Below are 25,550 nucleotides of genomic sequence, written 5' to 3' on the forward strand. Positions count from 1 at the left end.
TCATGTTCGATCGTACTCAACTTTCACGTCGCCGCTTCCTGTCCAACCTTGCGTTCACCACCGGTGCGGTCGCGACCGGCGTCGGCAGCTGGGTGATCCCGGCGCCGTGGGCCAATGCGGCGGAAGGCCCGATCAAGGTCGGCATCGCCACCGACCTGACCGGCCCGATCGCCTATGCCGGCAATGCCGACGCCAACGTCGCAAAGATGGTGATCAAGGAGATCAACGCGGCGGGCGGCCTGCTCGGCCGCCCGCTCGAGCTCTTCATCGAGGACACCGCCTCCAATGAATCCGTCGCCGTCGGCAACGTCCGCAAACTGATCCAGCGCGACAAGGTCGACATGGTGCTTGGCGGCATCACCTCGTCGATGCGCAACGCGATCAAGGACCCGATCGTGGCACGCGGCAAGACGCTCTACATCTATCCGCAGCTCTACGAGGGCAAGGAGTGCACACCCTATCTGTTCTGCACCGGGCCGACCCCGGCGCAGCAGTGCGACGAGTTCATCCCCTGGCTGATCAAGAACGGCGGCAAGAAGTTCGCGCTGCCCAGCGCCAACTATGTCTGGCCGCACACGCTCAACGTCTATGCCCGCAAGGTGATCGAGGCGAACGGCGGCGAGGTCGTGTTCGAGGAATATTACCCGCTCGACCAGGTCGATTTCTCCGCGACCGTCAACCGCATCGTCTCCAACAAGGTCGACGTCGTCTTCAACACCGTCATCCCGCCGGGCGTCGGTCCGTTCTTCAAGCAGCTCTATGAAGCCGGCTTCCTCAAGAACGGCGGGCGTCTGGCTTGCGTCTACTATGACGAGAACACGCTCAACATCAATCAGGCCGCCGAGATCGAAGGGCTCGCAAGCTGTCTCGATTACTTCAAGGTGCTGACCAAGGAGAACCCGTTCGACGCGAAGATCCAGGCGGCCTACGAGAAGGACTTTCCGGGCAACTTCCTGTTCGCCGCGGGCAGCGCTGCCACCGGCACCTATCGCGGCCTCAAGCTGTGGGAGGCCGCCGTCAAGGAAGCCGGCAAGATCGACCGCGAGTCCGTCGCCGCCGCGCTTGATCACGCCAAGATCGCCGAAGGCCCGGGCGGACCGGCCGAGATGGTGCCGGGCAAGCGGCACTGCAAGATGAAGATGTACACCGCGGTCGCCAAGGGCGGGAACTACGAGATCGTCGCGCGCAGCGAGGGTCTGGTCGATCCCAAGGAATGCTGAGGCGGAATGCCGAAGTCGATGAGTGTGGTAAGAGAAGCCATCGCAGGCGACGAAGCGGACGATGCGATGGTTGAACGCGTGGCAGCGGGACAGGCCAAGAAGCAAGTCAAGGCAGGACGAAAAGTCCTGCCGATCGTGGAGGGCGTCGTGCTCGTCGCGGCGCTGCTCGCGCCGCTGGTGCTGCAGGACTATCTTACGGTGTTCGCGACCCGCGTGATCATCCTCGCGCTGTTCGCGCTGTCGTTCGATCTGGTCTGGGGCTATGCCGGCATCATGAGCTTCGGTCAGGCCCTGTTCTTCGGTTCGGCCGGCTATGGTGTCGCGCTGCTCGCGCGCGATTTGAACATCACCAACATCCTGCTGGTGCTTCCCGCCGGGACGCTGATCGGCCTGACCTTCGCGCTGCTGCTCGGCGGCTTCCTGCTGCTCGGGCGGCATCCCTCCAGCGTGATCTTCGTGTCGCTGGGCACGCTCACCGGCTCCTACGCGGCCGATCGCCTCGCGCGCGGCTGGTACTATCTCGGCGGCCAGAACGGCATTCCCTCGATCGCGCCGATGTCGATCGGTGGCTACGAGTTCACGGAAGGGCCGGCCTTCTACTATCTCGTGCTCGGCATCCTTGTCGTGGTCTACCTGCTCTGCCGCTTCCTGGTGCGTTCGCAGTTCGGGCTGGCGCTCGCGGGCCTGCGCGAGAACGAGCAGCGCATCGCCTTCTTCGGCTACAAGGCGCAGCATCTAAAGGCGATCATCTTCGCGATCGGCGGCGCCATCGCAGGCCTAGCCGGCAGCCTCTATGCCTTCCACGAAGGGTTCGTCTGGCCCAATATGGTCGGCGTCGTGGTCTCGACCCAGGTCGTGCTCTATGTGCTGTTCGGCGGTTCCGGCACGCTGATCGGCGCCGTCATCGGCACTGTGATCGTCGAGGGCGTCAGCTTCTGGCTGTCGGACAATTATCGCGACATCTGGCCGATCATTCTGGGCTTGCTGCTGTTGCTCGTGATCCTGTTCCGTCCGCTCGGCCTGATCAGTTTTGTGCTCGGCGAACGCGAGCGGGTCGGCAGCTTCGGCGCGAAAGCCAGGGAGAAGCGTGATGCTCCTTGAAGCCGCCGGCATCAAGAAGGTCTTCGGCAAGCTCACCGCGCTCGACGGCGCCGCGCTCACCGTCGGCGAGAACGAGTTTCACGGCCTGATCGGCCCGAACGGCTCGGGCAAGAGCACGCTGATGAAGTGCATCGCCGGTGCCGAAGTGCCGACGCAGGGCAAGGTCTCCTTCGTCAACACCGACATCACCGCATTCACGCCGACCGAACGCGCCCGCGCCGGCATGAGCCTGAAATTCCAGATCACGTCAGTGCTGCCGTCGCTGACGCTCTACGACAACATCCTGCTCGCACTGCAGGCGCAGTCCTCGCTGTTCGACCTCGTCTTCTCGCGCACGCGCGGTGCGCTGCACGACCAGGTCATGACCATGCTGACGCAGTTCCGCCTCGCCGATCGCGCCTTCGACGCGGCGGCCGCCCTGTCGCACGGCCAGCAGCAATGGCTGGAGATCGCGATGGCGCTGGCGGGCAAGCCGAAGCTGCTGTTGCTGGACGAGCCGACCGGCGGCATGAGCCTGGAGGAACGCCGCGTCACCGGCGAATTGCTCCAGCCGATCAAGAAACATTGCTCGCTCGTCATCGTCGAGCACGATCTCGATTTCATCCGCGACATCTGCGATCGCCTCACCGTGCTCGACCAGGGCAAGGTGCTGGCATCGGGCACTGTGTCCGAGATCCAGGCCAATAAAGCCGTCCAGGAGATTTATCTGCGCCGTGCCTGAATTTTTGGACATCAAGCATCTCGACGCCGGCTACGGCCGCAGCCAGGTCCTGTTCGACGTCACCCTCGGCATTCCCTGGCGCGGCGGCGTCGCCGTGCTCGGCCGCAACGGCGCCGGCAAGACCACGCTGATGAAGACCATCGTCGGCGAATTGCCGGCGTGGAAGGGTGAGGTCGCCTTCGACGGCCGCGACATCAGCCGCCGCGCGACCCAGGAGCGCGTGCGCGCCGGCATCGGCTACGTCCCGCAGGAGCATTCGGTGTTCGCGCGCCTGTCGGTGCGCGACAATCTCGCGGTCGGCTCGCTCGCGAGCAAGAAGGCCGACGCGGTCGACCAGGTGCTGACCATCTTCCCGAAACTCGGTCAGCGTCTCGACCAGCCCGCCGGCACGCTCTCCGGCGGCGAGCGCAAGATGCTCGCGATCGGCCGCGCCATGCTGGGCGATCCAAAGCTGTTGCTGCTGGATGAGCCGACCGAAGGGGTCTGGATCGGCGTGATCGAGGAGATCACCGAGCGCCTGATCGAGCTCGCTAAGACAATCGCGGTCATCATCGTCGAGCAGCATCTCGACCTCGCCCTGCGCGTCGCCGACTACGCCTACGTGCTGGACCGCGGAAGGGTTGCGTTGCAGGGGGAGGCGGGGGAGGTCAGGCGCAATCCGGAGCTGATGCGGTATCTGGCGCCGTAGGGGCTCGCTTCGAAGCGCAGCGCTCTCAGCTTAACTGCCGTAGCCCGCATGAGCGAAGCGACATGCGGGGAGCCTCTCGCGACATTCCCGGATGTCGCTTCGCTCATCCGGGCTACGACGGCTCGCCTACTTCACCGCTCCAAACCGGCTGTCGAACGAGTTCGACTGCACCACCGGCGCGGCTCCCATGATCTGCGTCGCTTCACTCGCACCATCGTTCACCGACGGCTTCAGCGCCGGGCGTGTCGCGGCGAGACGCGTATCGGGCTTCGCCGGCTCGACGGGCTTGGCGGCCACGGTCGCGGCCGGCTTCGGCGCATCCTTTGCCGCATCCTTGGACTTGTCGTGTCCGGGCACGAACCGCGTCACTGCGGCCTTCAGCCGGGACGCCGCGGTGGGCGGCGTCGTGGTCGTGGCGGCCGGGGCCACGGATGCGGTGGCCTGCGGCGGCGGAGGCGTGGTCGCCGTGGTGTCGGCGGTGCCCATGCCCATCTTGCGGCCGAGATTGGAGAAGAAGCCGCCGCTCGATTTTTCGGCAGGCTGAGCTGCGGCGACGCGGGTGTTGGCGGCGGGCGCGCTGACGGCGACGACCGGCTCCTGGCTCGCGGAAGCAGTGGCGGCCGCGTCGAGATTCGGCTTGGGCGGATTGACGTGGCCGGGGATCGTGCCCGGCGCCTTCGCCATCGCCAGCATTTCCAGGGTCGAGCCTTCGGCATTCTCGGACAGGCCGGTCGAGCCCTCCGGAATCTTGGAGGCGAAGATCTTGTTCATGCCGCCGTCGATGCCGGTGTTCATGCGCGCCATCGGCGTGCCCTTGGCGACAAGCTTGTTGTACTCGGCCTGGTCGCGCTGGTCCTTCTCGCGCACGGCGCTGGCGATATCCTCGGGGATCACATAGGCCGGGCACTTCGCCGAGGCATCGAACACCAGATCGCGCTTGGCGTCGGCCGGCTTCGCCGCGTCGAACACGTATTTGCGCTCGCAGAAATCGACCTTCGGCTCCTGCCGCGTCACCTCGAAATGATCATAGCCTTCCTTGATCATCTTCCAGAACGGCATGTTCGGATTGTTCCGGTGCTTGGCCATGTTCACCGGCGTCATCTTGAACGGATAGGCCTGGAGCTGGAACGCCTTCTGGCCGCCGAAGAAGGACTCGCGGCCGAGCGAATAGATCTCCGCGATCTGCTCGTCCGTCATCGCGTAGCAGCCGCGAGAGGAGCAATCGCCATGCACCATCAGCTGCGAGCCGGTACGGCCCAGCGCCTTGTCGAAGGCGTTCGGATAGCCCGTGTTGAACGAGAGATAATAGGCCGACTGCGGATTCATCTGGCCAGGATTGATCGAGTAGAATCCCTCCGGCGCCTGGCGGTCGCCTTCGCGCACCTTCGGTCCGAGATCGCCCGACCAGCGGCAGATCGGATAGGTCTTGAGCAGCGCGAACTGGCCGTTGCGGGTCTGCTTCCAGACCTCGAGCTCGGCCTCCTGCTTGAACAGGCGGACCAGGATCGGCGATTGCAGGTCCATGTTCTTCTCGACCATCGCGGAGAGAAGCTTTGCCGGCACCGGCTGGTTGGCCTTGGCGTTGGCCGCGAGCGAAACCTGGTCGGTGTCGCAACCGGCCAGCACAATGCTGGCGGCGAGCGCAACCGAAGCCAAGAGCGCGCGAGCAAGCGAACGAGAAATCAAGATGGACCCCACACCGTGCCGGGCAGAGAGCGCGAACCCCAGTTCTTTAGAGCATGATTCGACCGGAGATCCGGACCCGCCGTGACGGGCTTTTTCAAACCACGCTCCAGCGCTTATGCCCTGAAGCCATTGATTAAAATTCTAACCTCTGGGTCAGGTGGTCGCAACCCGAGCGGGGATCACGAGCCCGTTGGCCCAGCGGCATGGTCAACGAAGACTAAATGGACGCGACTTTGGGCCTTACTTGGGCCTTCCGGCCCAAACGGAACAGAGATCGCCGATTTGGGCAAAAAAAGGGTTAACGGGGGGTTACCGGAGGAGCCTGGGAAGTCTCGTAGGGTGGGCAAAGGCGCGAAGCGCCGTGCCCACCAGCGAAGTAGTACGGTCGGGAATGGTGGGCACGCTTCGCTTTGCCCACCCTACGGCACCTGAAATGCCCGAATCAGCCCAGTTTCCGGCCGATATCGAGGAATTTCTGCCGGCGCTGCTTGCGGATGGCGTCGCCGTCCAGGCCGCGTAGCTCGTCAAAGGCCTTGGCGATAGCATCGCCGGTGGTGGCGATCATGGCGGCGGGGTCGCGGTGGGCGCCGCCGACCGGCTCCTTCAGGATGCTGTCGATCACCCCGAAGCGCAGCATGTCCTGGGCGGTGATCTTCATGTTGTTGGCGGCTTCCTGCGCCTTGGAGCCGTCGCGCCAGAGGATGGAGGAGGCGGCTTCCGGCGAGATCACGCTGTAGATCGCGTGCTCCAGCATCAAGACCTTGTTGGCGGTGGTGATGGCGATGGCGCCTCCCGACATGCCCTCGCCGGTGATGATGGCGACGTTGGGCACGGTCAGCGCCATGCAGGCATCGGTCGAGCGCGCGATCGCCTCGGCCTGGCCGCGCTCTTCGGCGCCGATGCCGGGATAGGCGCCGGCGGAATCGGCGAGCGACAGCACGGGCAGGCCGAACCGCTCGGCCATCTCCATCAGCCGCACGCATTTGCGATAGCCTTCGGGCCGCGCCATGCCGAAATTATGCCGGATGCGGCTCTCGGTGGAATCACCCTTTTCCTGGCCCATGACGCAGATCGGCTCGCCGCGGAAGCGGCCGAAGCCGGCGACCAGCGCCTCGTCCTCGCCGAACTTGCGGTCGCCGGCGAGCGGGGTGAATTCGGTGATCAGGCCCTTGATGAAGTCGTTGAAATGCGGCCGCTGCGGATGCCGCGCGACCAGCGTCTTCTGCCACGGCGTCAGGTTCAGATAGAGGTCGGCCAGCGCCTGCGCCGCCTTGTCCTCGATCCGCCCGATCTCATCAGCGATGTCGGTGCCGTTGGCCGCAAGCGTCCGCAGCTCGTCGACCTTGGAGTCGAGCTCGGCGACGGGCTTTTCGAAGTCGAGATAGCTGCGCATCTGATCTGGCATCAACTCAGTATAGGGAGGACGGGACGGGGCGTCGAAGCGGATTTGAGCTCGAGGAAAGAAGTGTAGCTTCTTCAATGAGTTGGCCTGTGCGCTCCCGAGAGCGGCCAAATCGATCGTGAGGCCACGGCTCTTTCTGCGGAGATGTGGCCGAAGTCAAGGCGGTTTCGTTCTCCATTGTCGTCCCCGCGAACGCGGGGACCCATAACCACAGGGAGAAGTTTGGCGAGGACCGGCAGTGAAGTGGTCTTCCCGCGGTACTAACACCGCCCGTCACAGAGAGATCACGCGGTATGGGTCCCTGCTTTCACAGGGACGACAGTCATTTCTCCGCCAGCTTGTAGCCCGGATGAGCGAAGCGATATCCGGGGCTAGGTCGAGCCTCGGGCACCATCCCGGATGTCGCTTCGCTCATCCGGGCTACGGGAGCAACTATGTCTCCGCCAGCGGGTGCAGGTCGCGCACCAGGCTCTTCAGGCGCTCCTCGACCACATGGGTGTAGATCTGCGTCGTCGAGATATCGGTGTGGCCGAGCAGGGTCTGCACGATACGCAAGTCGGCGCCGTTGTGCAGGAGGTGGCTGGCAAAGGCGTGCCGCAGCACGTGCGGGGAGACCAGCCGGGCCTGCAGCCCCGAGGCGACCGCGAGCTCCTTGAGGTCGCGGGCAAAATGCTGCCGCGTCAGATGCCCGCTCTCGCCGGACGACGGGAATAGCCATTTCGAAGCGGCGAGGCTGTCCTTTTTCTTCTCCGTCTTCGCCGCTTCCGTGGCCGCGAGATAATCGGCCATCGCCTGCCGTGAGGCCTCGTTGAGCGGCACCAGGCGTTCCTTGTTGCCCTTGCCGCGCACCACGATCATGCGGGCATCGCGTTTGGCCGCCGAGCGCGGCAGCGCCACCAGCTCGGAGACGCGCAGCCCGGTGGCGTAGAGCACCTCGAGCAGGCAATAGAGTCGCAAGGCGCGCAGCCGCCTCGACGGCGAGGCATCCTCCGCCTCGCTCAATTCTTTGGCGCGGCGGAGCATGCGGTCGACATCCGCGATCGTCAGCACCTTCGGCAAGCCGCGGCCGCGCTTGGGGCCGGACAGGATCGCGGCGGGATCCTCGGTGCGGATGCGCTCGTTCAGGAGGAAGCGGTAGAGATGCCGCATCGCCGACAGCCGCCGCGCGACGCTGGTGGATTTGAAGCCGCGCGTGTCGAGATCGGCGAGGTAGTCGCGTAACGTCTGCGTTTCCGCGTCCGCAAAAGTATGGCCGACGCGGCCCAAAAATTCCGAGAAATCGGTGAGGTCGCGGCGGTAGGCGTCGAGCGTATTGGCGCCGGCGCCCTGTTCCGCCGCGAGCATGTCGAGGAACAGGCCGGTGAGCTTGGCATCTGAGGGCTGTATGCGCATGCCCTGGAAGCTAGCTCCTATTTCTTGAGAAATTTATCCGGCGGGATCGTCACCGTCATTTCTCGCGACTTCGGGCTCACGAAGTTCGCCAGCGCGAAGACCACGCCATAGACGATGCCGGCGATCACGGCGACAACCGTCAGGAAGCGGAACAGGCTGGGCATCGGCAAGATCTCGGAGAGGGTCCAGACGGGCAAATTAACCAATGAAATCATCCAACATGTTCGCCGTTTCGTGGCAAGAGTCCTCTGGCGAGGCCCCCTGCGGGGTCGTATAGGTGGCGAAAGCATGCCGCCTTTGGCGGCGGATCGAGCGAGACCCATGTCCGACGCCGTGTTGCCGATTCCCGGTTCGCCTGAGGCCGACATCCTGTCGGCGCTCGGGGCGCGCTCGATCGTGCTCGTCGGCATGATGGGGGTGGGCAAATCCACCATCGGCCGCCGCATGGCCGCCCGGCTCAAGCTGCCATTCGTGGACGCCGACACCGAGATCGAGGCGGCGGCCACCATGACCATACCGGAGATTTTCGAGCGTCACGGCGAGCCGCATTTCCGCGACGGCGAGGCGCGGGTGATCGCGCGTCTCCTGGACGGCGGCCCGATCGTGCTTGCGACCGGCGGCGGCGCCTTCATGCGCGAGGAGACGCGGACCCGCATCGCGGCGAAGGCGGTCTCGATCTGGCTCAAGGCGGACCACGACGTCATCATGCGCCGCGTCCGCCGCCGTGCCGACCGCCCGCTGCTCCAGACCGCCGATCCCGAAGGAACCGTGACGCGCCTGCTCACCGAGCGCGAGCCGGTCTACAGCCATGCCGACCTCACCATCGCCTCGCGTGACGTGCCGCACGACAAGATCGTCGAGGAATGCATCGAGACGCTGCGCGCCCATCTCTGCGGCGAACAGGCCGTCCAACCACCTGCCGACGTTGCGAGTGCCGTACGATGACTGCGCCCCTGAAACATTCCGATCCCCTCAATGTCGACGTCGCGCTCGGCGATCGCGCCTATGACATCGTCATCGGCCGCGGCGTGCTGGCTTCGCTCGGCGCGCGGGTCGCGGCTTTACGTCCCGGCGTGCGCACGGCCATCGTCACCGACCGCACCGTCGCGAAACACTGGCTCGAGCCGACTGAAGCATCGCTCGCGGCGAGCGGCATTCCGACCTCGCGCATCGTGGTCGAGGAAGGCGAGATCTCCAAAACCTATGCCGGCCTGGAAAAGGTCAGCGAAGCCCTGATCGCCGCGAAGATCGAGCGTAATGATCTGGTCATCGCGCTTGGCGGCGGCGTCGTCGGCGATCTCGCCGGTTTTGCGGCGGCGATCCTGCGCCGCGGCGTCGATTTCGTGCAGGTGCCGACCTCGCTGCTGGCGCAGGTCGATTCCAGCGTCGGCGGCAAGACCGGCATCAACTCGCCGCAGGGCAAGAACCTGCTCGGCGCCTTCCACCAGCCGCTGCTCGTCATCGCCGACACCGCCGTGCTCGACACGCTGTCGCCGCGGCAATTCCGCGCCGGCTACGCCGAGGTCGCCAAATACGGCGTGCTCGGCGACGAGGCTTTCTTCACCTGGCTGGAGAAGAACCATTCAGACATCTTCAAGGGTGGCTCCGCCCGCGAGCATGCGATCGCGACCTCCTGCCGCGCCAAGGCCGGAATCGTCTCACGCGACGAGCGTGAGACCGGCGAGCGCGCGTTGCTCAATCTCGGCCACACCTTCGGTCACGCGCTGGAAGCGGCGACCGGCTTCTCCGATCGCCTGTTCCACGGCGAGGGCGTTGCGATCGGCATGACCCTGGCCGCGCAGTTCTCGGCCAGGCTCGGCATGATCGGCGAGGCCGATGCGGCGCGCGTCGAGCGGCACCTGATCGAGGCGGGCTTGCCCACCCGCTTGCAGGACATCGCGGGTTTTGCCCAGGAAGGGCTTGCCGATGCCGACGCGCTGATGGCGCTGATGGCGCAGGACAAGAAGGTCGTGCGCGGCAAGCTGACCTTCATCCTGCTGGAGGCAGTCGGGCGCGCCGTCATCGCAAAGGATGTCGAGCCGGCGCCGGTGCGCGATTTCCTGAAGGACAAGCTCGCGCAGAAAGCGTGATGCGCGGCTGAAAGGCGCGAAAGCGTTTTCAAGCGCAGTGGGTACCGGTTCGCGTCAGGAAAACGCGTCAGAACGAGAAACCAGAGTGGTGCATGGACTGGCTCGGCTTCACCATCGTCATTATCTGTCTGCTCGTCTCGGGCTTCTTCGCCGCGAGCGAGACCGCGCTGACCGGCGCCTCGCGCGCCAGCATGCTGCGGCTGTCCAAGCAGGGTAACCACGACGCCGATGTGGTCTCGCAGCTGCTCGACATGCGCGAGCGCCTGATCGGCGCGCTGCTGCTCGGCAACAACATCGCCAATATCAGCGCATCCGCGCTCGCAACCTCCATCTTCACGGCCTGGTTCGGCGATGTCGGCGTGCTCTACGCCACTGGCGTGATGACGGCACTGGTCGTGATCTTCGCGGAGGTGCTGCCGAAGACCATCGCCATCAATGCGCCCGACCGCATGGCGCTGGCCGTCGCCCGCCCGATGCGGCTGACGATGTATGTGCTGGGGCCGCTGCTGCGGATCGTGGAAGTCATCGTCCGTCTGTTGATGCGCCTGTTCGGCCTTGCCGGCGAGCACCAGGCAATCCTGTCGCCGACCGAGCGCCTGCGCGGCGCGGTCGACCTGTTGCACCACGAGGGCAAGTTCGAGAAGCAAGACCGCGACATGCTCGGCGGTCTCCTGGACCTGCGCGAGCTTCAGGTCTCCGACGTCATGATCCATCGCACCGAGATGATGATGATCAACGCCGACCTGCCGCCGGAAGAGCTGGTGCGCGAGGTGCTGGCGACCGAATACACCCGCATTCCGCTGTGGCGCGAGAAGCCGGAGAACATCATCGGCGTGCTCCACGCCAAGGATCTGCTGCGCGCGATCCGCGCCTCCGACGGCGACACCTCGCGCATCGACGTCTCCACCATCGCGCTGCCGCCCTGGTTCGTGCCGGAGATGCGGCCCGTGTCCGAGCAGCTCAAGGCGTTCCGCCGCCGCAAGACCCATTTCGCGCTCGTCGTCGACGAATACGGCGAAGTCGAAGGCCTTGTGACGCTGGAAGACATTCTGGAGGAGATCGTCGGCGACATCTCCGACGAGCACGACGTCGTGGTCGCGGGCGTGCGGGCCCAGCCGGACGGCTCGGTGGTGGTCGACGGCTCGGTGCCGATCCGCGACCTCAACCGGGCCATGGACTGGCACCTGCCCGATGAGGAGGCAACGACGGTCGCCGGCCTCGTCATTCACGAGGCGCGCTCGATCCCCGACCGCGGCCAGAGTTTCACGTTCCACGGCTTCCGCTTCCGCGTCCTCCGCCGCGAGCGCAACCGCATCACCGCGCTCCGTATTTCACCGGTGCCGCGCGAGGCGGAAATGGAAGAGGCCAAGCCAAGGCGGGCCGGGACGTCGTTTTAGACCCTCATGGTGAGGAGGCGCGTCAGCGCCGTCTCGAACCATGCAGGCCCCCGCTGCGGCATCTTGGCCTCTATCCTTCGAGACGCGCGCTAGAGCGCGCTCCTCAGGATGAGGGGAGAAAGCGCCGTCGGCGCGCCAACGTGGCTTACGTTCCGCCCTCACCCGGCGCCTGCGCGTGGATCGCGAGCGCATGCACGCTGCCGGAGAGTTCCATGGCCAGCGCCGAATTTATCATGCGGTGGCGATCGACCCGGCTCTTCCCTTTGAAGGCCGCAGATACGATATAAACGCGGAAGTGCGTCTCGCCGCTGGGCCGGTGGCCGGCGTGGCCCTCATGCAAATGTGACTCGTCGACGACCTCGAGGCTTTCGGGCGTGAAAGCTTCCTGCAACTTGTTGCTGATAGTGTCTTTCATAACCATGAGTGCCATTAAAGCGTGCCATCGTGCCCCGTCAATTGCATAGGCCGCCCATGGGCGGACGTGCTTCAAGGACGCCGAAGTGAAACTTCGGCTACCTGTGTCAGCTAATTGCAATGTCAAGACTTGAAGGTTTTTGCATTGCGTAGTCAAAGTCAGCCATGCCGATCGATTCATCAAAGTTCTTCGACTCCATCCGCGTCAAGCCGCGGGGCAAGCAGCCGGAAGTGAAGCCGCGCGACGCCGTGGTCGGCTGCGAATGGGCCGGATGCCAGAACAAGGGCGCACACCGCGCGCCCAAGGGTCGCGACAACCAGCGCGAATACTGGCACTTCTGCCTCGACCACGTGCGCGAGTACAACCAGAACTACAATTTCTTTTCCGGCATGAATGCTGACGCGGTTGCGCGCTACCAGAAGGATGCGCTGACCGGCCATCGTCCGACCTGGAAGATGGGCGCCAATGGCGGCAAGAAGGGTGCGGAAGCCGAGATCGACATGGCCTCCGATCCGTTCAGCATGTTCAGCGAGATCAATGGCCGCGCGAGCTGGCGGAAGGGCCCGGACGCCCAGCCCAAGGCCGAGACGCGCAAGGTGATGAACGCCGAGCGCAAGGCGCTCCAGGTCATGGGCCTCGGCCCCGATTCCACGCTCGCCGACGTCAAGACCAAGTACAAGGCACTGGTGAAGCAGCACCACCCCGACGCCAATGGCGGCGACCGCTCGACCGAAGATCGCCTGATCGAGATCATCAAGGCGTATAACTATCTGAAGACGGTGGTGCGGGAGGCGTAAGCCTCGCTGTCCTCTTCCTTCTCCCCTTGCGGGAGAAGGTGGCGCGAAGCGCCGGATGAGGGGTTGCCTCGGCGAATTCATCGCAAGCGATTTGCGCGCGGATAGAAACCCCTCACCCGTCTCGCCGCTGCGCGGCGAGCCACCCTCTCCCACAAGGGGAGAGGGGAAGAGCTCCGCTCCATCCGTACTACTTCATCACGCCTCCGGCATTGCGCCCACATAGGACGAGCTCGGACGGATCAACCGCCCCGTCCGCTGCTGCTCACACGCATGCGCGGTCCATCCGGCTGCGCGCGCCACCGCGAAGATCGGCGTGAAGGCCTGCCGTGGAATCGCCAGCGCATCGAGCAGGATCGCGGTGAAGAACTCGACATTCGTCTCCAGGGGGCGGTCCGGGTTCTTCTTGCGCAGCGCGCTGCGGATATAGGCCTCGACCTCGCCGGCGAACGGCAGATCGGTGCCGTTGGACGCCAGCGCCTCGACGGCGGTCTTGAGCACGTCGGCGCGCGGATCGCGGACGCGATAGACGCGGTGACCAAAACCCATCATCCGCTCGCCGCGTGCGAGCGCGGCATCCACCCAGGGCTGGATGCGCTCGCGCGAGCCGATCGCATCGAGCATCTCCAGCACCGGCTCAGGCGCGCCGCCATGCAGCGGACCCGTGAGCGCGCAATAGCCCGCGGTGACTGCGGCAAACAGGTCGGCTTGCGTCGATGCCACCACGCGCGCGGTGAAAGTCGAGGCGTTCATGCCGTGGTCGCTGGCGGTGACGAGATAGGCATCTAACGCGGTGACCTCGCGCGCTGCGGGCGCGCGCCCAAGCAGCATGCGCAGCGTATCGGCGGCATGGCTGACATTGGGATCCGGCGCGATGGGATCGAGCCCTTTCGCGCGCCGGACCAGCGCGCCCGCGATCACCGGAAACGCGCCGACGATGGTCGCCTCGTGCGCGAGACCGTGCTCGGCGCGAAGCCCCGCGACCGCCGCACGAAACCCGTCGATGATGCCCATGCCGCGAGTTGCCGGCAAAAGCTCCGGCAGCCGCGCGAAGGCACGTTCGCGCCCCGCACCCAGACTCGCGCGCACATTGGCTTCGGTGAGGTTGGTCTTGCTGGCGCCGTTCCAGAGCCGGGCGGTGACGCCCTCGAAGCTCGATTTGGCGGCGAGGCGCCCGACATGCTCGCCGGCAATGATCAGTTCACCGCGCTCGCCGTCGACATGGCTCAGCACGGTCTCGGCCGCGGGAACGCCGTCCAGCCCGATCTGGCTTTTGGTGAGGTGGATGTTCATGGCCCAATCTCCTTTGCACTGCACCAGGGAAAGGTCGGGCCTCTCGACAGATTGATCAATCTTGATTACATAAATCAATATGAAAAATTCTCCGGAGCTCTACCTGTCTGCCCGGGAAGCCGCCGCCGAGCTCGCGATCTCGCCGGCGACCCTCTACGCCTATGTCAGCCGTGGCCTGATCCGCTCCGAGCCGACCCCGGATTCGCGGAAAAACCGCTACCGTGCCGAGGACGTCCGCGCCCTGAAGGAGCGCCGCGTGCCGTCGCCGGAGCCGCGCGGCCTTCGCAGCTTCGACGCCGACCTGCCGGTGATGGATACGGAAATCTCGACCATCACCGAGGAGGGCGCGATCTATCGCGGCGTCAACTGCGTCGACCTCGCCGAGAACGACACGCTGGAGCACACCGCGACGCTGCTGTGGGACGTCTCCGACGTCGACCCGTTCGACCAGGACAATCAGCCCCAGATTTCCGAGGAGATGCGCGCGATCGCAGAAGCCGCGCGCCGCGCGGCGCCGATCGATCGTGCCATCGCAGTGCTGGCGCTCGCGACCAGTGCCGACGCGCGTGCCTTCACCCGTGCGCCCGATGGCCGCGCGATGGTCGGCGGCCGCATTGTCCGCCTCCTGGTCGCGACCATGCTCAATGCCGAGCCGTCGTCCGAGCCGCTGCATCAGCAGATCGCGAAGGCCTGGGCGCCCGACAACAAGCATGCGCCCGACCTCATTCGCCGCGCGCTGGTGCTGCTCGCCGATCACGAATTGAATGCCTCGACCTTCACCGCGCGCTGCGCGGCCTCGACCGGTCTCAACCTCTATGATTCCGTCATCGCCGGCCTCGCCGCACTGAAAGGCCCGAAGCATGGCGGCGCCGGCGTGCTGGCCTCGCAACTCGTCAAGACGCTGATCGATCGCGACGTCGCCCCGATGGTCCGCGAGCGCGTCGCGCTCGGCGAACGCTTTGCCGGTTTCGGCCACGGCGTCTACAAGCGCGGCGATCCCCGCGCCCAATCGCTCTTGAACGCCCTGTCGCGCGCCGGCGCGCCGCGCAAGTTCACGCGAGAGGTGCCGGAGCGGATCATTGAAGCGACCGGCGAGCTCGTCAACATCGACTATGCGCTCGCCGTGCTCGTGCACGCGCTCAGGTTACCGGCCGGCAGCGAGCTCGCCCTGTTCGCCATGGCCCGCAGCGTCGGCTGGATTGCGCACGCCAGCGAGCAATTGCAGTTCGGGAAGTTGATCCGGCCGCGGGCAAGGTATGTGGGGCCGGCGCCGGGGAGGCGGGCAGGGGGCGCAGGTTAGAAGGTCTAAGCGCGCGCCGTTCTCCGTTGTCGTCCCTGCGAACGCAGGGACCCATACCGCGTGATTTATCGATCACGGTCGGTAAGAGTCCCGACTAGCGGTTCTTCGCCAAACGACTTCCTGGGGTTATGGGTCCCTGCTTTCGCAGGGACGACACCTAGGGTGCGGCGCCATCAAGCCTGCGGCTTCTCTGTCGCGACACCAGCACCATTCCGCCGGCGATAGATCCACACCGCCAAGCCCACCACGATCGCCACCGCCACCACCGTCAAGATCCAGATGTGCTTGAACGGATGCTGCCCGTGGTGCGGAAGTCCGAAATATTGGTGAAGGGCCGACACCGCCAGCACGCCGGGCAGCACATGCGCCGGCGCCCACATCAGGATCGCCGGGATGTTCACCGCGTAGAACTTCGCCGGCACCATGCCGAGCGCACCGGCGGTCACCGGCACGAAGGCCCGGATCGGCGGCACGAAACGGGCGAAGAACACGGCCCAGGTGCCGAAACGGTTGAAGAAGCTTTCGCTCTCGGCGACCACGCGGGGATAATTGGTCAGCGGCCAGGTGTTGAGGATCTCGCGCTGGCGCCGGTGCCCGATCCAATAGGCCGAGCCGTCACCGAGCACCGCGCCGACCGCGGCGGCCAGCAGCACCCATTGCAGTTTCAGGTCGCCGCCCGGAATCAGCGCGCTCAGCGCCAGGATGATGGTCGAGCCGGGGATCACCGACCCCACCACCGGAACGGCTTCGAGCAGCGCCGCCAGGAACAGGGTCAGGTAGGCCAGCCAAGCATGGGCCGAGACGAAGGAGATGAGGGGGTCGAGGAAGGACGTCACGTCGTCTCTGTGGAGGGCTGGGGCTTTCAGGTTCAGACCCTACATAAGCAAGGAGCGGCAAAAGTGCCATTCGCGTGGGCAGGCCATGCATCCCGCCCGAAATTCGGGCGTAATTCGCAAGGCAGCCCTCCAAAAACTGCGTTCCTTGCCTATCTAAATGAAAAGACAACGGAACTTTGATTGGAGGGCGGGCTTCTGCCCGCACGTTGTCTCTGATAGGTTGATTTTCAGCACCCAGCCGCAGCCAACGTGCGAATAACCGGTTTCGGGACCGCCCGGGACCTCGGAGGATTGATGACGACCGCCGCCATGTCCAAAGTTGAGGAAGTTTCCGGTATGCCCGACATGAAGGTGTCGGTGCGCCAGGTGTTCGGGATCGACAGTGATCTCGAAGTCCCGGCCTATTCCGAAGTCGATCCTCATGTGCCCGAAGTCGATTCCGACTACCGTTTCGACCGCGCCACCACGCTCGCCATTCTCGCCGGCTTTGCCCGCAATCGCCGCGTGATGGTGACCGGCTATCACGGCACCGGTAAGTCCACCCATATCGAGCAGGTCGCCGCCCGCCTGAATTGGCCCTGCGTGCGCGTCAACCTCGACAGCCACATCAGCCGTATCGACCTCGTCGGCAAGGACTCGATCGTGGTCCGCGACGGCAAGCAGGTCACCGAATTCCGCGACGGCATTTTGCCCTGGGCGCTCCAGAACAACGTCGCCCTGGTGTTCGACGAATACGACGCCGGCCGCCCCGACGTGATGTTCGTGATCCAGCGCGTGCTGGAGGTCTCGGGACGCCTGACGCTGCTCGACCAGAACAAGGTGATCAAGCCGCACCCCGCGTTCCGCCTGTTCTCGACCGCCAACACGGTCGGCCTCGGCGACACCTCGGGCCTCTATCACGGCACCCAGCAGATCAACCAGGGCCAGATGGACCGCTGGTCGATCGTCACCACGCTGAACTATCTCAGCCATGACGAGGAAGTGGAGATCGTGCTGGCCAAGGCCAAGCACTATCGCACCCAGGAGGGCCGCGACATCGTCAACAAGATGGTTCGCCTCGCCGATCTCACCCGCAACGCCTTCGCCAACGGCGATCTGTCGACGGTGATGAGCCCGCGCACGGTGATCACCTGGGCGGAAAACTCCGACATCTTCGGCGATATCGGATTTGCCTTCCGCGTCACCTTCCTCAACAAGTGCGACGAGCTCGAGCGTCCCCTGGTCGCAGAGTTCTACCAGCGCTGCTTCAATGCGGAGCTGCCGGAATCGGCGATCAACGTGGCGCTCAGCTAGGCCATGGCCACCATCACCGTCGAGCGCACCATTGGGACCACCAAGAAGGCTGTGCTCGCCGGGCTCGGCGCCTATAACGACGAGCAGTTTGGGAAGCAGAAGGCCAAGAGCATCGCGGTCTCCTTGAAGGACGGCCGCAAGATCGTCGGCGGCATCGTCGGGCATCTCTGGGCGACGGTTCTGTTCATCCAGTATTTCTGGATCGATCAGAAGCAGCGCGGCAGGGGTTTGGGCACGAAGCTGATCGCGGCGATCGAGGACGAGGCAAGACGGCAGGGCGCGGTCCAGGCCCATGTCGACACGATGAGTTTCCAGGCGCCGGGCTTCTATCGTTCCTGCGGGTACGAGGAGTTCGGCAGCCTCAAGGGCTATCCCGGCGGCGTGACGCGCCATTCGTTTACGAAGTCGCTATGAGCACATCATCATCCAACTCCAAATTCCGTAACACCAAGGAAGCGCCGACCGAGCCGTTCAAGCGCTCGGTGGCTTCCTGCCTGAAGGCGATCGCCAAGTCGCCCGAGCTCGAGGTCAGCTTCGCTGCCGAGCGTCCCGGGCTCGCGCCGGGCAAGGCGCGGCTGCCCGAGCCCGCGCGAAAGATGACCAAGCGCGATGCCGCGATCGTGCGTGGCCATGCCGATTCCATCGCGCTCAAGATCGCCTGTCACGATGCCAAGCTGCATCGCAAGCTGATGCCCGGCAATCCGCAGGCGCGCGGCGTGTTCGAGGCGGTCGAGCAGGCGAGGGTCGAGGCGATCGGCGCGCGCCGCATGGCCGGCGTTGCCAAGAACCTCACCGCGATGCTCGACGATCATTTCCACCGCGGCAAGTTCGACGAGATCACCGACCGTGCCGATGCGCCGCTGGCGGATGCGCTGGCGATGCTGGTGCGCGAGCGCCTGACCGGCATGGCGCCGCCCACGGCGGCGAAGAAGATGGTCGATCTCTGGCGGCCCATTCTCGAGGACAAGATCGGCAAGCGGCTCGACCGGCTCGACGGGCTGGTCGAGGACCAGACCAGGTTCGGCGACGCCGTGCATGATCTGCTGACCGCGCTCGAGCTCGGCGACGAGCGCAGCGCCGACAGCGAAGATAATGACGACGACGAGGAGAACCGCGACGGCGACAACGACCAGTCCGGCGCCGAAGGCTCGCCCGATTCCGACGCCGCGCAGGAGATGAGCGCCGACCAGGCGCAGGCCTCGAGCGAGGAGATGAGCGAGAGCGCGATGGAAAGCGCGCAGGCCTCGACCTCCGACACGTTCGACGACGGCGAACTTGGCGACGACGAGACGCCGGGCGAGGCGACGCGGCCGAATTCGCGCGGCGCCAACGAGCCGCGCGGGCCGGAATATCATGCCTTCGCGCCGAAATTCGACGAGGTGATCGCGGCCGAAGACCTCTGCGACCATGACGAGCTGGAGCGCCTGCGCGCCTATCTCGACAAGCAGCTCGCGCATCTCCAAGGCATCGTCGCCCGCCTCGCCAACCGGCTGCAGCGCCGGCTGATGGCGCAGCAGAACCGCGCCTGGGACTTCGACCTCGAAGAGGGCATCCTCGATCCGGCGCGGCTGTCGCGCGTGGTGACCGATCCCTATCACCCGCTGTCCTTCATGCACGAGAAGGAGGCGACGTTCCGCGACACCGTGGTGACGCTGCTGCTCGACAATTCCGGCTCGATGCGCGGCCGTCCGATCACGGTTGCGGCGACCTGCGCCGACATTCTTGCGCGCACGCTGGAGCGTTGCGGCGTCAAGGTCGAGATTTTGGGCTTCACCACGCGCGCCTGGAAGGGCGGGCAATCGCGCGAGGCGTGGCTTGCCGCCGGCAAGCCGGCCAATCCCGGCCGCCTCAACGATCTCCGCCACATCATCTACAAGTCGGCCGACGCCCCCTGGCGCCGTGCGCGAAAGAATCTCGGCCTGATGATGCGCGAGGGGCTCCTGAAGGAGAACATCGACGGAGAGGCGCTGGACTGGGCGCACAAGCGCCTGCTCGGCCGGCCCGAGCAGCGCAAGATCCTGATGATGATCTCGGACGGTGCGCCGGTCGACGATTCCACGCTGTCGGTCAATCCCGGCAACTATCTCGAGCGGCATCTGCGCCACATCATCGAGGAGATCGAGACCCGCTCGCCGGTCGAGCTGATCGCGATCGGCATCGGCCATGACGTGACGCGCTACTATCGCCGCGCCGTGACGATCGTGGACGCCGAAGAGCTCGGCGGTGCCATCACCGAAAAGCTCGCCGAGCTGTTCAGCGAGACCAACACAGCGCCCACGCAGCAGGCCGGTCGCCCGCGACGCAAATTGCATTCGTGAGCACGCATCAATCCCGCCGCAGCTTCATTAGCCACGCAGCGGCGGGATTTTCCACTCTCGCAATCTCGCGCCTCGCGCAGGCGCAGCCGACGACCGAGCCGCCGCCGCGCCCCGCGCAGATCGAGCACGCCGTCACCGAGCCGGTCGGCATCGAGGTGAACGCGCGGTCGATTCCCAATTTCGAGCCGCGCGACCGCTCGCGGGTGCGCTTCGGCTCGCTGCAATATCGCAGCGGCCTCGTGCTGACCTCGCCCTATCGCGGCTTCGGCGGCCTGTCCGGCATCCGGCTCGACGCCAAGGGCGAGCGCTTCCTTGCGATCTCCGACCAGGGCGGCTGGTTCACCGGCCGCATCCGCTATTCCGGCGGCAGGATGACCGCGCTCGACGATGTCGAGGCCTCGCCGATGCTGAACGCGGAGGGTCGGCCGATCACGGAGAAGCGGCTCTGGTACGACACCGAGTCGCTCGCGCGCGACGGCAATGTCGTCTATGTCGGGCTCGAACGCGTCAACCAGATCATGCGCTTCGATTTTTCCAAGGGCGGCACGCGCGCCCGCGGCGATGTGCTGCCGACGCCGCCCGCGATGCGGAAATTGCCCTACAATAAGGGGCTCGAAGCGATGGTAGCGGTCCCGAAGGGCCAGCCGCTCGCTGGCACGCTGATCGCGTTCTCCGAGCGCGGGCTGGACGCCGACGGCAATCTGGTCGCCTTCCTGATCGGTGGCCCTGCGCCCGGACAGTTCAGCGTGCGCCGCACCGACAAGTTCGACATCTCGGATGCGACGCTGCTGCCGTCGGGCGAGCTTCTGATCCTCGAACGCAAATTTTCCTGGTTCACCGGCATCAACATCCGTATCCGCGCGATCCCGTTGAAGTCGATCGTGCCGAACGCGCTGGTCGACGGCCCCGCGCTCTTCAACGCCGATCTCGGCCACGAGGTCGATAACATGGAAGGCATCGACGCCCACGTCACCCCCGAGGGCGAGACCGTCCTGACCATGGTGTCGGACGACAATTTCTCGATGCTCCAGCGCACCTTGTTGTTGCAGTTCACGCTGGTGGAGTAGCTCTCCGCTGTCGTCCCTGCGTAAGCAGGGACGACGGCTGAAATTGCCGCGCGATCCCGTGATCAAATGACGCGTGTAATGCATGGGTGGCGCCACGGCCATGCCGTCCGCGCAACTGGCAATCCGCTCGTCGCCCACTACACTTCATGCAATTGCTTCCACCCCTCTCATCATCCGGAACTCCCCGCATGAGCGCCCTGTTTTCCCCGATCAAGCTGCGCGGCCTGACCTTGAAGAACCGCGTCGTGGTGTCGCCGATGTGCCAGTATTCGGCCGACGACGGCGTCGCCACCGACTGGCACTTCACCCACATCAACAATCTGGCGCTGTCGGGCGCTGCGATGTTCTGCATCGAGGCGACCCATGTGGAGACGATCGGCCGCATCACGCCGGGTTGTCTCGGACTCTACAGCGATGCGTGCGAGGCCGCGCTGAAGCAGATCCTCACCTCCGTGCGCAAGCATTCGACGACGGCGATCGCGATGCAACTCGCGCATGCCGGCCGCAAGGCCTCCAGCGCGCGGCCCTGGGACGGCGGCCAGCTGATTCCGGTCGAGCAGGGCGGCTGGCAGACCGTGGCGCCGTCGGCGCTGCCGCATAAGGAGGGCGAGGCCGCGCCGCTGGCGCTGGATGCGGCCGGCCTGAAGCGCATCCGCGATGCCTTCGTCGACAGCGCGAAGCGCGCCGCCCGGCTCGGCATCGACGCGATCGAGCTGCACGGCGCGCACGGCTATCTCATGCATCAGTTCCTGTCGCCGATCTCGAACAGGCGCACCGACGAATATGGCGGCAGCTTGCAGAACCGCATGCGCTTCCCGCTGGAAGTGTACGATGCGGTGCGCAGCGTGTTCCCGCACGACAAGCCGGTCGGCATGCGGGTGTCGTCGACCGACTGGGTCGAGGGCGGCTGGGATCTGGCGCAGACCATTGAATTCGCAAATGCGCTGAAGGCGCGCGGCGTCGACTGGATCGATGCCTCCTCCGGCGGCGTCTCGCCGCAGCAGAAGATCCCGCTCGGGCCCGGCTATCAGGTGCAGTTTGCCGAGGCCATCAAGCGCGAGACCGGACTGCCCACCATGGCCGTCGGCCTGATCACCGAGGCAAAACACGCCGAAGAGATCGTGGCATCCGGCAAGGCCGACATGGTCGCGCTCGCCCGCGGCATGCTCTACGAGCCCCGCTGGGGCTGGCACGCCGCGGCCGAAGTCGGCGGCGAAGTCGAGGCCCCGCCGCAATACTGGCGCTCGCAGCCGTCGACGCAGAAGGCGCTGTTCGGCAAGACGACCTTCGGGGCGCGGTGAGGGCGCGGGCATCGCGCCACACTCTCGTCATTGCGAGGAGCTCGCGACAAAATTGCGCAGCAATTTTGCGCTGATGCGACGAAGCAATCCAGAAACCCTCCGCGGAAAGACTCTGCATTGCCTCGCTTAACCCTCGCAATGACGGTGGGGAGACACGCGCGCCACACGCCCAGGTCGCCGTACGGCGCGCCTTTCAGCCCCTCACCATCCCGCGACCTCACATCTCCGTAAAGGTCCTCACCTTCCACGCCCCGCGAAACTGGCCTAACCTCCCTGGACCCAACTCCTCGCGGAGGCCCGCCATGCGGTTTGGTGTTCGCAAGACTGCCCACGTGTTCGAGCGCGTGGGCCTCGCCATGGCAGGTGCGGCGTGCGGGCTGTTCGTCGGCGCCTATGTGGGATCGGCGATCGCCCCGCTCACCACGCAAGGCTTCCTGCTCCTGATGATGCTGCTCGGCTTCGTCGGCTTCTATCTCGGCATCGACACGCCGCAGCTGCCCTTCGACGACGCGCACAGCACCATCGACGCCGCGGAATTCCTGAGCGCCGCCGGCACGCTCTGCGCCACGCTCACCGCGCTCGCCTCCGTCGCCGTCATCGTGCTGCGCCTCGATCCGCATCTGGGTTGGACCTGGCTCGCTTTGTTCGGCTGGGTCGCCGGTGTCGCGATGCAGATCGTCGCCGGGACGAAAGCGCGGATGCGGAGGTAGGGCGCGCTTACCCTCCCCCTCCAGGGGAGGGCAAGCGCGCAGCTCGCCCTAGAACACCACGCCCACGCGCGAGCCGCGCTTCCAGGCGATGCGGCAGCGCTTCTTGGTGTTGACGTGCAGCAGCTCGAAGCGATCAGGAATGGTCACCTGCCCGCCGAGATCGACGCAGGCCCCGCCGGGCGAGTAGTCGATCAGCGTGCAGGGGATCACCGGCGCGCGCGGGTCGGTGATGATCTTGGCCTGGCGGGACACCAGTCCGGAAGGTTTGACGCGGGCATGTCGGCGCGGATGCATTGGCACTCTCCTCCAATTTCCGCGAACGGCGCGGGTGGCAGGCTCCGATGATGCGGAGGGAGTTGATGCGATCCAGCTAAGGCGCGGCGGAGAATTTTAATGAAAAGTAGCGGCGAATGGAGAAAGCGGCGGTAGCGGGCTCCCACCCTCCCCTCCAGGGGAGGGTAAGCGCGCTCAGACTGCCTCCGTCTCCTCCACCACCCCCACCCCCGGCCCCACCGGCATCGGCACGGTCACATAATCCTTCGGCAGGTTCACCGGCCGGTAGCCCGGCTCCACCGCCATCCGCTTGATCACGCTCTCATGCACATGCGCGCCTTCGGGAATCACGCGCGGCTCGCAATCGGGGATGTAGAAGCCGAGCACGACGGTCCTGTCCGGCCATTCCTTGTACTTCGCGCTCTTCGGTACGTATTCCAGCACGCGCCAGAGCGCCGTCATCGAATTGTGCAGCTCGCCGGTCTTGCCGGTGTAGGCGGGCGCGACGTACTTGAAAGGGCTGTTCTTGCGCTGCACGCCCCAGGCGAGCTGGTTCACGGTGCGCGGGTTGAAGTTCAGCCCGGCCTTTTCCGCCTCCTCGATCATCCAGATCAGCGGATATTTCGATTCGCCGCTCTCGGCCTCCGGATAGCCGCCGCCGACGTCGCAATGCACGCCGGCGAACCACACCTGCAGAATGTCCTGCGGCTCCTTCTTCTCGTCGGGCACGTAGCGGTTGCGCCAATATTCCTGCGGCTCCTCGTACTCCTTGAGGCGGAACATGCAGCGCCGCTCGTCGATCGCGATCGCCTGCCGGAAGATCTTGACGCTCGGATTGCGCAGCGTGAAGGCGAGCTCCTCCAGGCTGAACACGAAGAAGAAATTGTCGCGCCGCGGCACGATCACGCTCGCCACCGTGTCCCAGACGCCGATGAAGTGGATGGTCGGCCAGCGCGTCGAGGTGATGCGCGCGAATTGGGCTGCGAGGTCGAATTCGTCCTTCGGCAGCGGCCCCTGATCGTCGAAGTCGACGTCCTTGAGATCCTCGATGTCGTTGCCGCGCCCGGTGCCGGAATATTGCTTGTAGGCGACGAGGCCACTGCCTGCGAGGTTCGCCTGCTCCGGCGAGATCAAGCCGATTTTGTGGATCAGCCCCGCCAGCACGCGAACCGTGTAGGCACCGCGCGAAAAACCGAACAGATAGATCTTGTCGCCCGGCGAATAATGCTCGACCAGGAAGCAATAGGCCGAGAGCACGTTGTCATCGAGCCCGTAGCCGGTGGCGAGCCCCAGCACCAGATTGACGTTGGCCTTGAGCCGGTGCCACGTGGTCGGCTCCGTCACCGTGCCGACGCCGGGATCGTAAAACACCATCTGCCGCGGCTGCGTCTTGTCGGTCTTGCGCAGGCAACGATAGAGCTTCAGGACGTTGGAGATGTTCTCCGAGATCTCGTTGCCGGTGCCGTCACAGCAGATGACGAGGTTTTTCGGCTCGGCTTTGTGGTCGGTTTTGGCTTCGTGCCCCACGGTATGCCCCTCACGGTGATGCTACCGGGGCGAGTATAGCGGAAAAGCGCGACGGGGAAGAGACGGTGGGGGTGCTTCCCCTCTCCCCTTGTGGGAGAGGGGGGATCAATCGCGCTCCGCGCGATTGAGACGGGTGAGGGGGCTCTCTCCACGCGTGAATCTCTCGCGTGAGAATTCCGGGAAACAACCCCTCATCCGCCTTGCCTTCGGCAAGGCACCTTCTCCCACAAGGGGAGAAGGGAAGGCAGCGCGCGCCGCTTCTATCCGCCCCCTACTTCTTCTTTCCCTGACCGATCTCCGGCTGCCAGTTGGCCTCCTTGCGGCTCGGGGCCGCGGCGATCGCCTTGGCCTTGTCCTTCTTCGGTTTCTTGATCTCGCGGTTGCTGCGTTGCTGTCCCTTGGCCATGTCGCTCTCCTCTGATGTCCTGAGTTCATCGGGCTCGTCCGACCATCGCGCGTGCGGCTCCGGCCGGAACGGGCAAGCGTACGAGAAGCAGAAGAAACGGCGGAACGATCATCGGCGGCGCGATCCGCCGGAGCAAAACCGGGGCGTGATTCGCGCCTGCCTGTGCGTGGCGGGAGCGCGCGCAGCCCTCGGTCACCGGTCGATGCCGCAACTCCAAGCGGTGACGCGATCGAGCGTACGCCTGCACCGCGCCGATGGCGAGGGCTAAAACGAGGCGCACGAGCGTGGCCGGCGCGCCAGGCCCGACGAGCGCGAAGCCC

25 protein-coding genes are annotated in these 25,550 nt (G+C 65.4%); 15 read left to right on the forward strand and 10 right to left on the reverse strand.

Translation table 11 applies throughout. The features are described from left to right. Window positions 1–2 precede the first annotated feature (2 nt). The 4 genes from NLM25_RS03275 to NLM25_RS03290 are packed head-to-tail and all read left to right on the forward strand — an operon-like array spanning window position 3 to window position 3,730. Entirely contained in the window at window positions 3–1,220 is a 1,218-nt protein-coding gene (locus NLM25_RS03275) for a substrate-binding protein (protein WP_254115218.1), read from the forward strand. A 6-nt stretch (window positions 1,221–1,226) separates the two neighbouring features. Beyond that, a complete protein-coding gene (locus tag NLM25_RS03280) occupies window positions 1,227–2,321 on the forward strand; it encodes a branched-chain amino acid ABC transporter permease (protein ID WP_254136020.1) in 1,095 nt (364 codons plus the stop codon). Continuing rightward, window positions 2,308–3,042 (forward strand): ABC transporter ATP-binding protein, encoded by a 735-nt coding sequence (locus NLM25_RS03285; protein ID WP_254136021.1) that lies wholly within the window; start codon window positions 2,308–2,310, stop codon window positions 3,040–3,042. Before NLM25_RS03280 ends, NLM25_RS03285 begins: the two co-directional genes overlap by 14 nt. After that, entirely contained in the window at window positions 3,035–3,730 is a 696-nt protein-coding gene (locus tag NLM25_RS03290) for an ABC transporter ATP-binding protein (protein WP_254115221.1), read from the forward strand. Before NLM25_RS03285 ends, NLM25_RS03290 begins: the two co-directional genes overlap by 8 nt. Before the next feature lie 126 nt (window positions 3,731–3,856). Here NLM25_RS03290 and NLM25_RS03295 read toward each other — a convergent pair whose 3' ends face one another. From NLM25_RS03295 to NLM25_RS03310, 4 genes are all read right to left on the reverse strand, one after another. Continuing rightward, a complete protein-coding gene (locus NLM25_RS03295) occupies window positions 3,857–5,416 on the reverse strand; it encodes a murein L,D-transpeptidase family protein (RefSeq protein WP_254136022.1) in 1,560 nt (519 codons plus the stop codon). Window positions 5,417–5,858: 442 nt separating this feature from the next. Continuing rightward, the gene (locus tag NLM25_RS03300; protein ID WP_254115223.1) at window positions 5,859–6,821 is read right to left on the reverse strand and encodes an acetyl-CoA carboxylase carboxyltransferase subunit alpha; all 963 of its coding nucleotides are present in this window, start codon (window positions 6,819–6,821) and stop codon (window positions 5,859–5,861) included. A gap of 429 nt (window positions 6,822–7,250) precedes the next feature. Beyond that, window positions 7,251–8,210 carry a site-specific tyrosine recombinase XerD gene (gene xerD, locus NLM25_RS03305; RefSeq protein ID WP_254136023.1) on the reverse strand — a complete coding sequence of 320 codons (960 nt, stop codon included), beginning with the start codon at window positions 8,208–8,210 and terminating at the stop codon, window positions 7,251–7,253. A 17-nt stretch (window positions 8,211–8,227) separates the two neighbouring features. Continuing rightward, window positions 8,228–8,374 (reverse strand): hypothetical protein, encoded by a 147-nt coding sequence (locus tag NLM25_RS03310; RefSeq protein WP_014439243.1) that lies wholly within the window; start codon window positions 8,372–8,374, stop codon window positions 8,228–8,230. Between the two features lie 157 nt (window positions 8,375–8,531). Here NLM25_RS03310 and NLM25_RS03315 point away from each other — a divergent pair, with 157 nt between their 5' ends. The 3 genes from NLM25_RS03315 to NLM25_RS03325 all read left to right on the forward strand — a co-directional run bounded on the left by NLM25_RS03315 (window position 8,532) and on the right by NLM25_RS03325 (window position 11,697). Further along, window positions 8,532–9,155 (forward strand): shikimate kinase, encoded by a 624-nt coding sequence (locus tag NLM25_RS03315; protein WP_254115225.1) that lies wholly within the window; start codon window positions 8,532–8,534, stop codon window positions 9,153–9,155. Beyond that, window positions 9,152–10,300 carry a 3-dehydroquinate synthase gene (gene aroB, locus NLM25_RS03320; RefSeq protein WP_254136024.1) on the forward strand — a complete coding sequence of 383 codons (1,149 nt, stop codon included), beginning with the start codon at window positions 9,152–9,154 and terminating at the stop codon, window positions 10,298–10,300. The genes NLM25_RS03315 and aroB overlap by 4 nt, the downstream gene beginning before the upstream one ends. A 92-nt stretch (window positions 10,301–10,392) precedes the next feature. Then, window positions 10,393–11,697 (forward strand): HlyC/CorC family transporter, encoded by a 1,305-nt coding sequence (locus NLM25_RS03325; protein ID WP_254115227.1) that lies wholly within the window; start codon window positions 10,393–10,395, stop codon window positions 11,695–11,697. 145 nt (window positions 11,698–11,842) lie between these two features. Here the strand turns inward: NLM25_RS03325 and NLM25_RS03330 are convergent, their stop codons facing one another. Continuing rightward, entirely contained in the window at window positions 11,843–12,118 is a 276-nt protein-coding gene (locus tag NLM25_RS03330; protein WP_375166926.1) for a BolA family protein, read from the reverse strand. 158 nt (window positions 12,119–12,276) lie between these two features. Between NLM25_RS03330 and NLM25_RS03335 the strand changes: the two genes are divergently transcribed. Beyond that, window positions 12,277–12,909 (forward strand): J domain-containing protein, encoded by a 633-nt coding sequence (locus NLM25_RS03335; protein WP_254136025.1) that lies wholly within the window; start codon window positions 12,277–12,279, stop codon window positions 12,907–12,909. Between the two features lie 195 nt (window positions 12,910–13,104). Here the strand turns inward: NLM25_RS03335 and NLM25_RS03340 are convergent, their stop codons facing one another. Then, window positions 13,105–14,199, reverse strand: coding sequence for a citrate synthase/methylcitrate synthase (locus NLM25_RS03340; protein WP_254115230.1), 1,095 nt, complete (start codon window positions 14,197–14,199; stop codon window positions 13,105–13,107). 79 nt (window positions 14,200–14,278) lie between these two features. Here NLM25_RS03340 and NLM25_RS03345 point away from each other — a divergent pair, with 79 nt between their 5' ends. Then, complete coding sequence (locus NLM25_RS03345) at window positions 14,279–15,499, forward strand: citrate synthase family protein (protein WP_254136026.1); 1,221 nt, start codon at window positions 14,279–14,281, stop codon at window positions 15,497–15,499. A 173-nt stretch (window positions 15,500–15,672) separates the two neighbouring features. Here the strand turns inward: NLM25_RS03345 and NLM25_RS03350 are convergent, their stop codons facing one another. After that, the gene (locus NLM25_RS03350) at window positions 15,673–16,335 is read right to left on the reverse strand and encodes a VTT domain-containing protein (protein WP_254136027.1); all 663 of its coding nucleotides are present in this window, start codon (window positions 16,333–16,335) and stop codon (window positions 15,673–15,675) included. A gap of 294 nt (window positions 16,336–16,629) precedes the next feature. Between NLM25_RS03350 and cobS the strand changes: the two genes are divergently transcribed. From cobS to NLM25_RS03380, 6 genes are all read left to right on the forward strand, one after another. After that, window positions 16,630–17,628, forward strand: a complete 999-nt coding sequence (gene cobS, locus NLM25_RS03355; protein ID WP_254136028.1) for a cobaltochelatase subunit CobS — start codon at window positions 16,630–16,632, stop codon at window positions 17,626–17,628. A gap of 3 nt (window positions 17,629–17,631) precedes the next feature. Further along, window positions 17,632–18,042, forward strand: coding sequence for a GNAT family N-acetyltransferase (locus NLM25_RS03360; RefSeq protein WP_254136029.1), 411 nt, complete (start codon window positions 17,632–17,634; stop codon window positions 18,040–18,042). Continuing rightward, window positions 18,039–19,946: a cobaltochelatase subunit CobT gene (gene cobT, locus NLM25_RS03365; RefSeq protein ID WP_254115235.1), complete on the forward strand. Its 1,908-nt coding sequence runs from the start codon at window positions 18,039–18,041 to the stop codon at window positions 19,944–19,946. The genes NLM25_RS03360 and cobT overlap by 4 nt, the downstream gene beginning before the upstream one ends. Then, a complete protein-coding gene (locus NLM25_RS03370) occupies window positions 19,943–21,013 on the forward strand; it encodes an esterase-like activity of phytase family protein (RefSeq protein WP_254136030.1) in 1,071 nt (356 codons plus the stop codon). Before cobT ends, NLM25_RS03370 begins: the two co-directional genes overlap by 4 nt. A 188-nt stretch (window positions 21,014–21,201) precedes the next feature. Continuing rightward, window positions 21,202–22,314: an NADH:flavin oxidoreductase/NADH oxidase gene (locus NLM25_RS03375; RefSeq protein WP_254136031.1), complete on the forward strand. Its 1,113-nt coding sequence runs from the start codon at window positions 21,202–21,204 to the stop codon at window positions 22,312–22,314. A 302-nt stretch (window positions 22,315–22,616) separates the two neighbouring features. Beyond that, the gene (locus tag NLM25_RS03380; protein ID WP_254115238.1) at window positions 22,617–23,024 is read left to right on the forward strand and encodes a hypothetical protein; all 408 of its coding nucleotides are present in this window, start codon (window positions 22,617–22,619) and stop codon (window positions 23,022–23,024) included. 48 nt (window positions 23,025–23,072) lie between these two features. Here NLM25_RS03380 and NLM25_RS03385 read toward each other — a convergent pair whose 3' ends face one another. The 3 genes from NLM25_RS03385 to NLM25_RS43860 all read right to left on the reverse strand — a co-directional run bounded on the left by NLM25_RS03385 (window position 23,073) and on the right by NLM25_RS43860 (window position 25,230). Next, window positions 23,073–23,318 (reverse strand): PilZ domain-containing protein, encoded by a 246-nt coding sequence (locus NLM25_RS03385; RefSeq protein ID WP_254115239.1) that lies wholly within the window; start codon window positions 23,316–23,318, stop codon window positions 23,073–23,075. Window positions 23,319–23,492: 174 nt separating this feature from the next. Continuing rightward, window positions 23,493–24,824, reverse strand: coding sequence for a DUF2235 domain-containing protein (locus NLM25_RS03390; protein ID WP_254136032.1), 1,332 nt, complete (start codon window positions 24,822–24,824; stop codon window positions 23,493–23,495). Window positions 24,825–25,095: 271 nt separating this feature from the next. Continuing rightward, window positions 25,096–25,230, reverse strand: a complete 135-nt coding sequence (locus NLM25_RS43860; protein ID WP_256565378.1) for a hypothetical protein — start codon at window positions 25,228–25,230, stop codon at window positions 25,096–25,098. Window positions 25,231–25,550: the final 320 nt, after the last annotated feature.

Source organism: Bradyrhizobium sp. CCGB01 (assembly GCF_024199795.1).
In the GTDB taxonomy this organism is placed as follows: domain Bacteria; phylum Pseudomonadota; class Alphaproteobacteria; order Rhizobiales; family Xanthobacteraceae; genus Bradyrhizobium.

Coding starts and splice junctions, on each gene's coding strand:
- NLM25_RS03275 (WP_254115218.1), top strand. CDS start 3: ATGTTCGATCGTACTCAACTTTCACGTCGCCGCTTCCTGTCCAACCTT.
- NLM25_RS03280 (WP_254136020.1), top strand. CDS start 1,227: ATGCCGAAGTCGATGAGTGTGGTAAGAGAAGCCATCGCAGGCGACGAA.
- NLM25_RS03300 (WP_254115223.1), bottom strand. CDS start 6,821: ATGCCAGATCAGATGCGCAGCTATCTCGACTTCGAAAAGCCCGTCGCC.
- xerD (WP_254136023.1), bottom strand. CDS start 8,210: ATGCGCATACAGCCCTCAGATGCCAAGCTCACCGGCCTGTTCCTCGAC.
- NLM25_RS03310 (WP_014439243.1), bottom strand. CDS start 8,374: ATGCCCAGCCTGTTCCGCTTCCTGACGGTTGTCGCCGTGATCGCCGGC.
- NLM25_RS03315 (WP_254115225.1), top strand. CDS start 8,532: ATGTCCGACGCCGTGTTGCCGATTCCCGGTTCGCCTGAGGCCGACATC.
- aroB (WP_254136024.1), top strand. CDS start 9,152: ATGACTGCGCCCCTGAAACATTCCGATCCCCTCAATGTCGACGTCGCG.
- NLM25_RS03325 (WP_254115227.1), top strand. CDS start 10,393: ATGGACTGGCTCGGCTTCACCATCGTCATTATCTGTCTGCTCGTCTCG.
- NLM25_RS03330 (WP_375166926.1), bottom strand. CDS start 12,118: ATGGTTATGAAAGACACTATCAGCAACAAGTTGCAGGAAGCTTTCACG.
- NLM25_RS03335 (WP_254136025.1), top strand. CDS start 12,277: ATGCCGATCGATTCATCAAAGTTCTTCGACTCCATCCGCGTCAAGCCG.
- NLM25_RS03340 (WP_254115230.1), bottom strand. CDS start 14,199: ATGAACATCCACCTCACCAAAAGCCAGATCGGGCTGGACGGCGTTCCC.
- NLM25_RS03345 (WP_254136026.1), top strand. CDS start 14,279: ATGAAAAATTCTCCGGAGCTCTACCTGTCTGCCCGGGAAGCCGCCGCC.
- cobS (WP_254136028.1), top strand. CDS start 16,630: ATGACGACCGCCGCCATGTCCAAAGTTGAGGAAGTTTCCGGTATGCCC.
- NLM25_RS03360 (WP_254136029.1), top strand. CDS start 17,632: ATGGCCACCATCACCGTCGAGCGCACCATTGGGACCACCAAGAAGGCT.
- cobT (WP_254115235.1), top strand. CDS start 18,039: ATGAGCACATCATCATCCAACTCCAAATTCCGTAACACCAAGGAAGCG.
- NLM25_RS03375 (WP_254136031.1), top strand. CDS start 21,202: ATGAGCGCCCTGTTTTCCCCGATCAAGCTGCGCGGCCTGACCTTGAAG.
- NLM25_RS03380 (WP_254115238.1), top strand. CDS start 22,617: ATGCGGTTTGGTGTTCGCAAGACTGCCCACGTGTTCGAGCGCGTGGGC.
- NLM25_RS03385 (WP_254115239.1), bottom strand. CDS start 23,318: ATGCATCCGCGCCGACATGCCCGCGTCAAACCTTCCGGACTGGTGTCC.
- NLM25_RS43860 (WP_256565378.1), bottom strand. CDS start 25,230: ATGGCCAAGGGACAGCAACGCAGCAACCGCGAGATCAAGAAACCGAAG.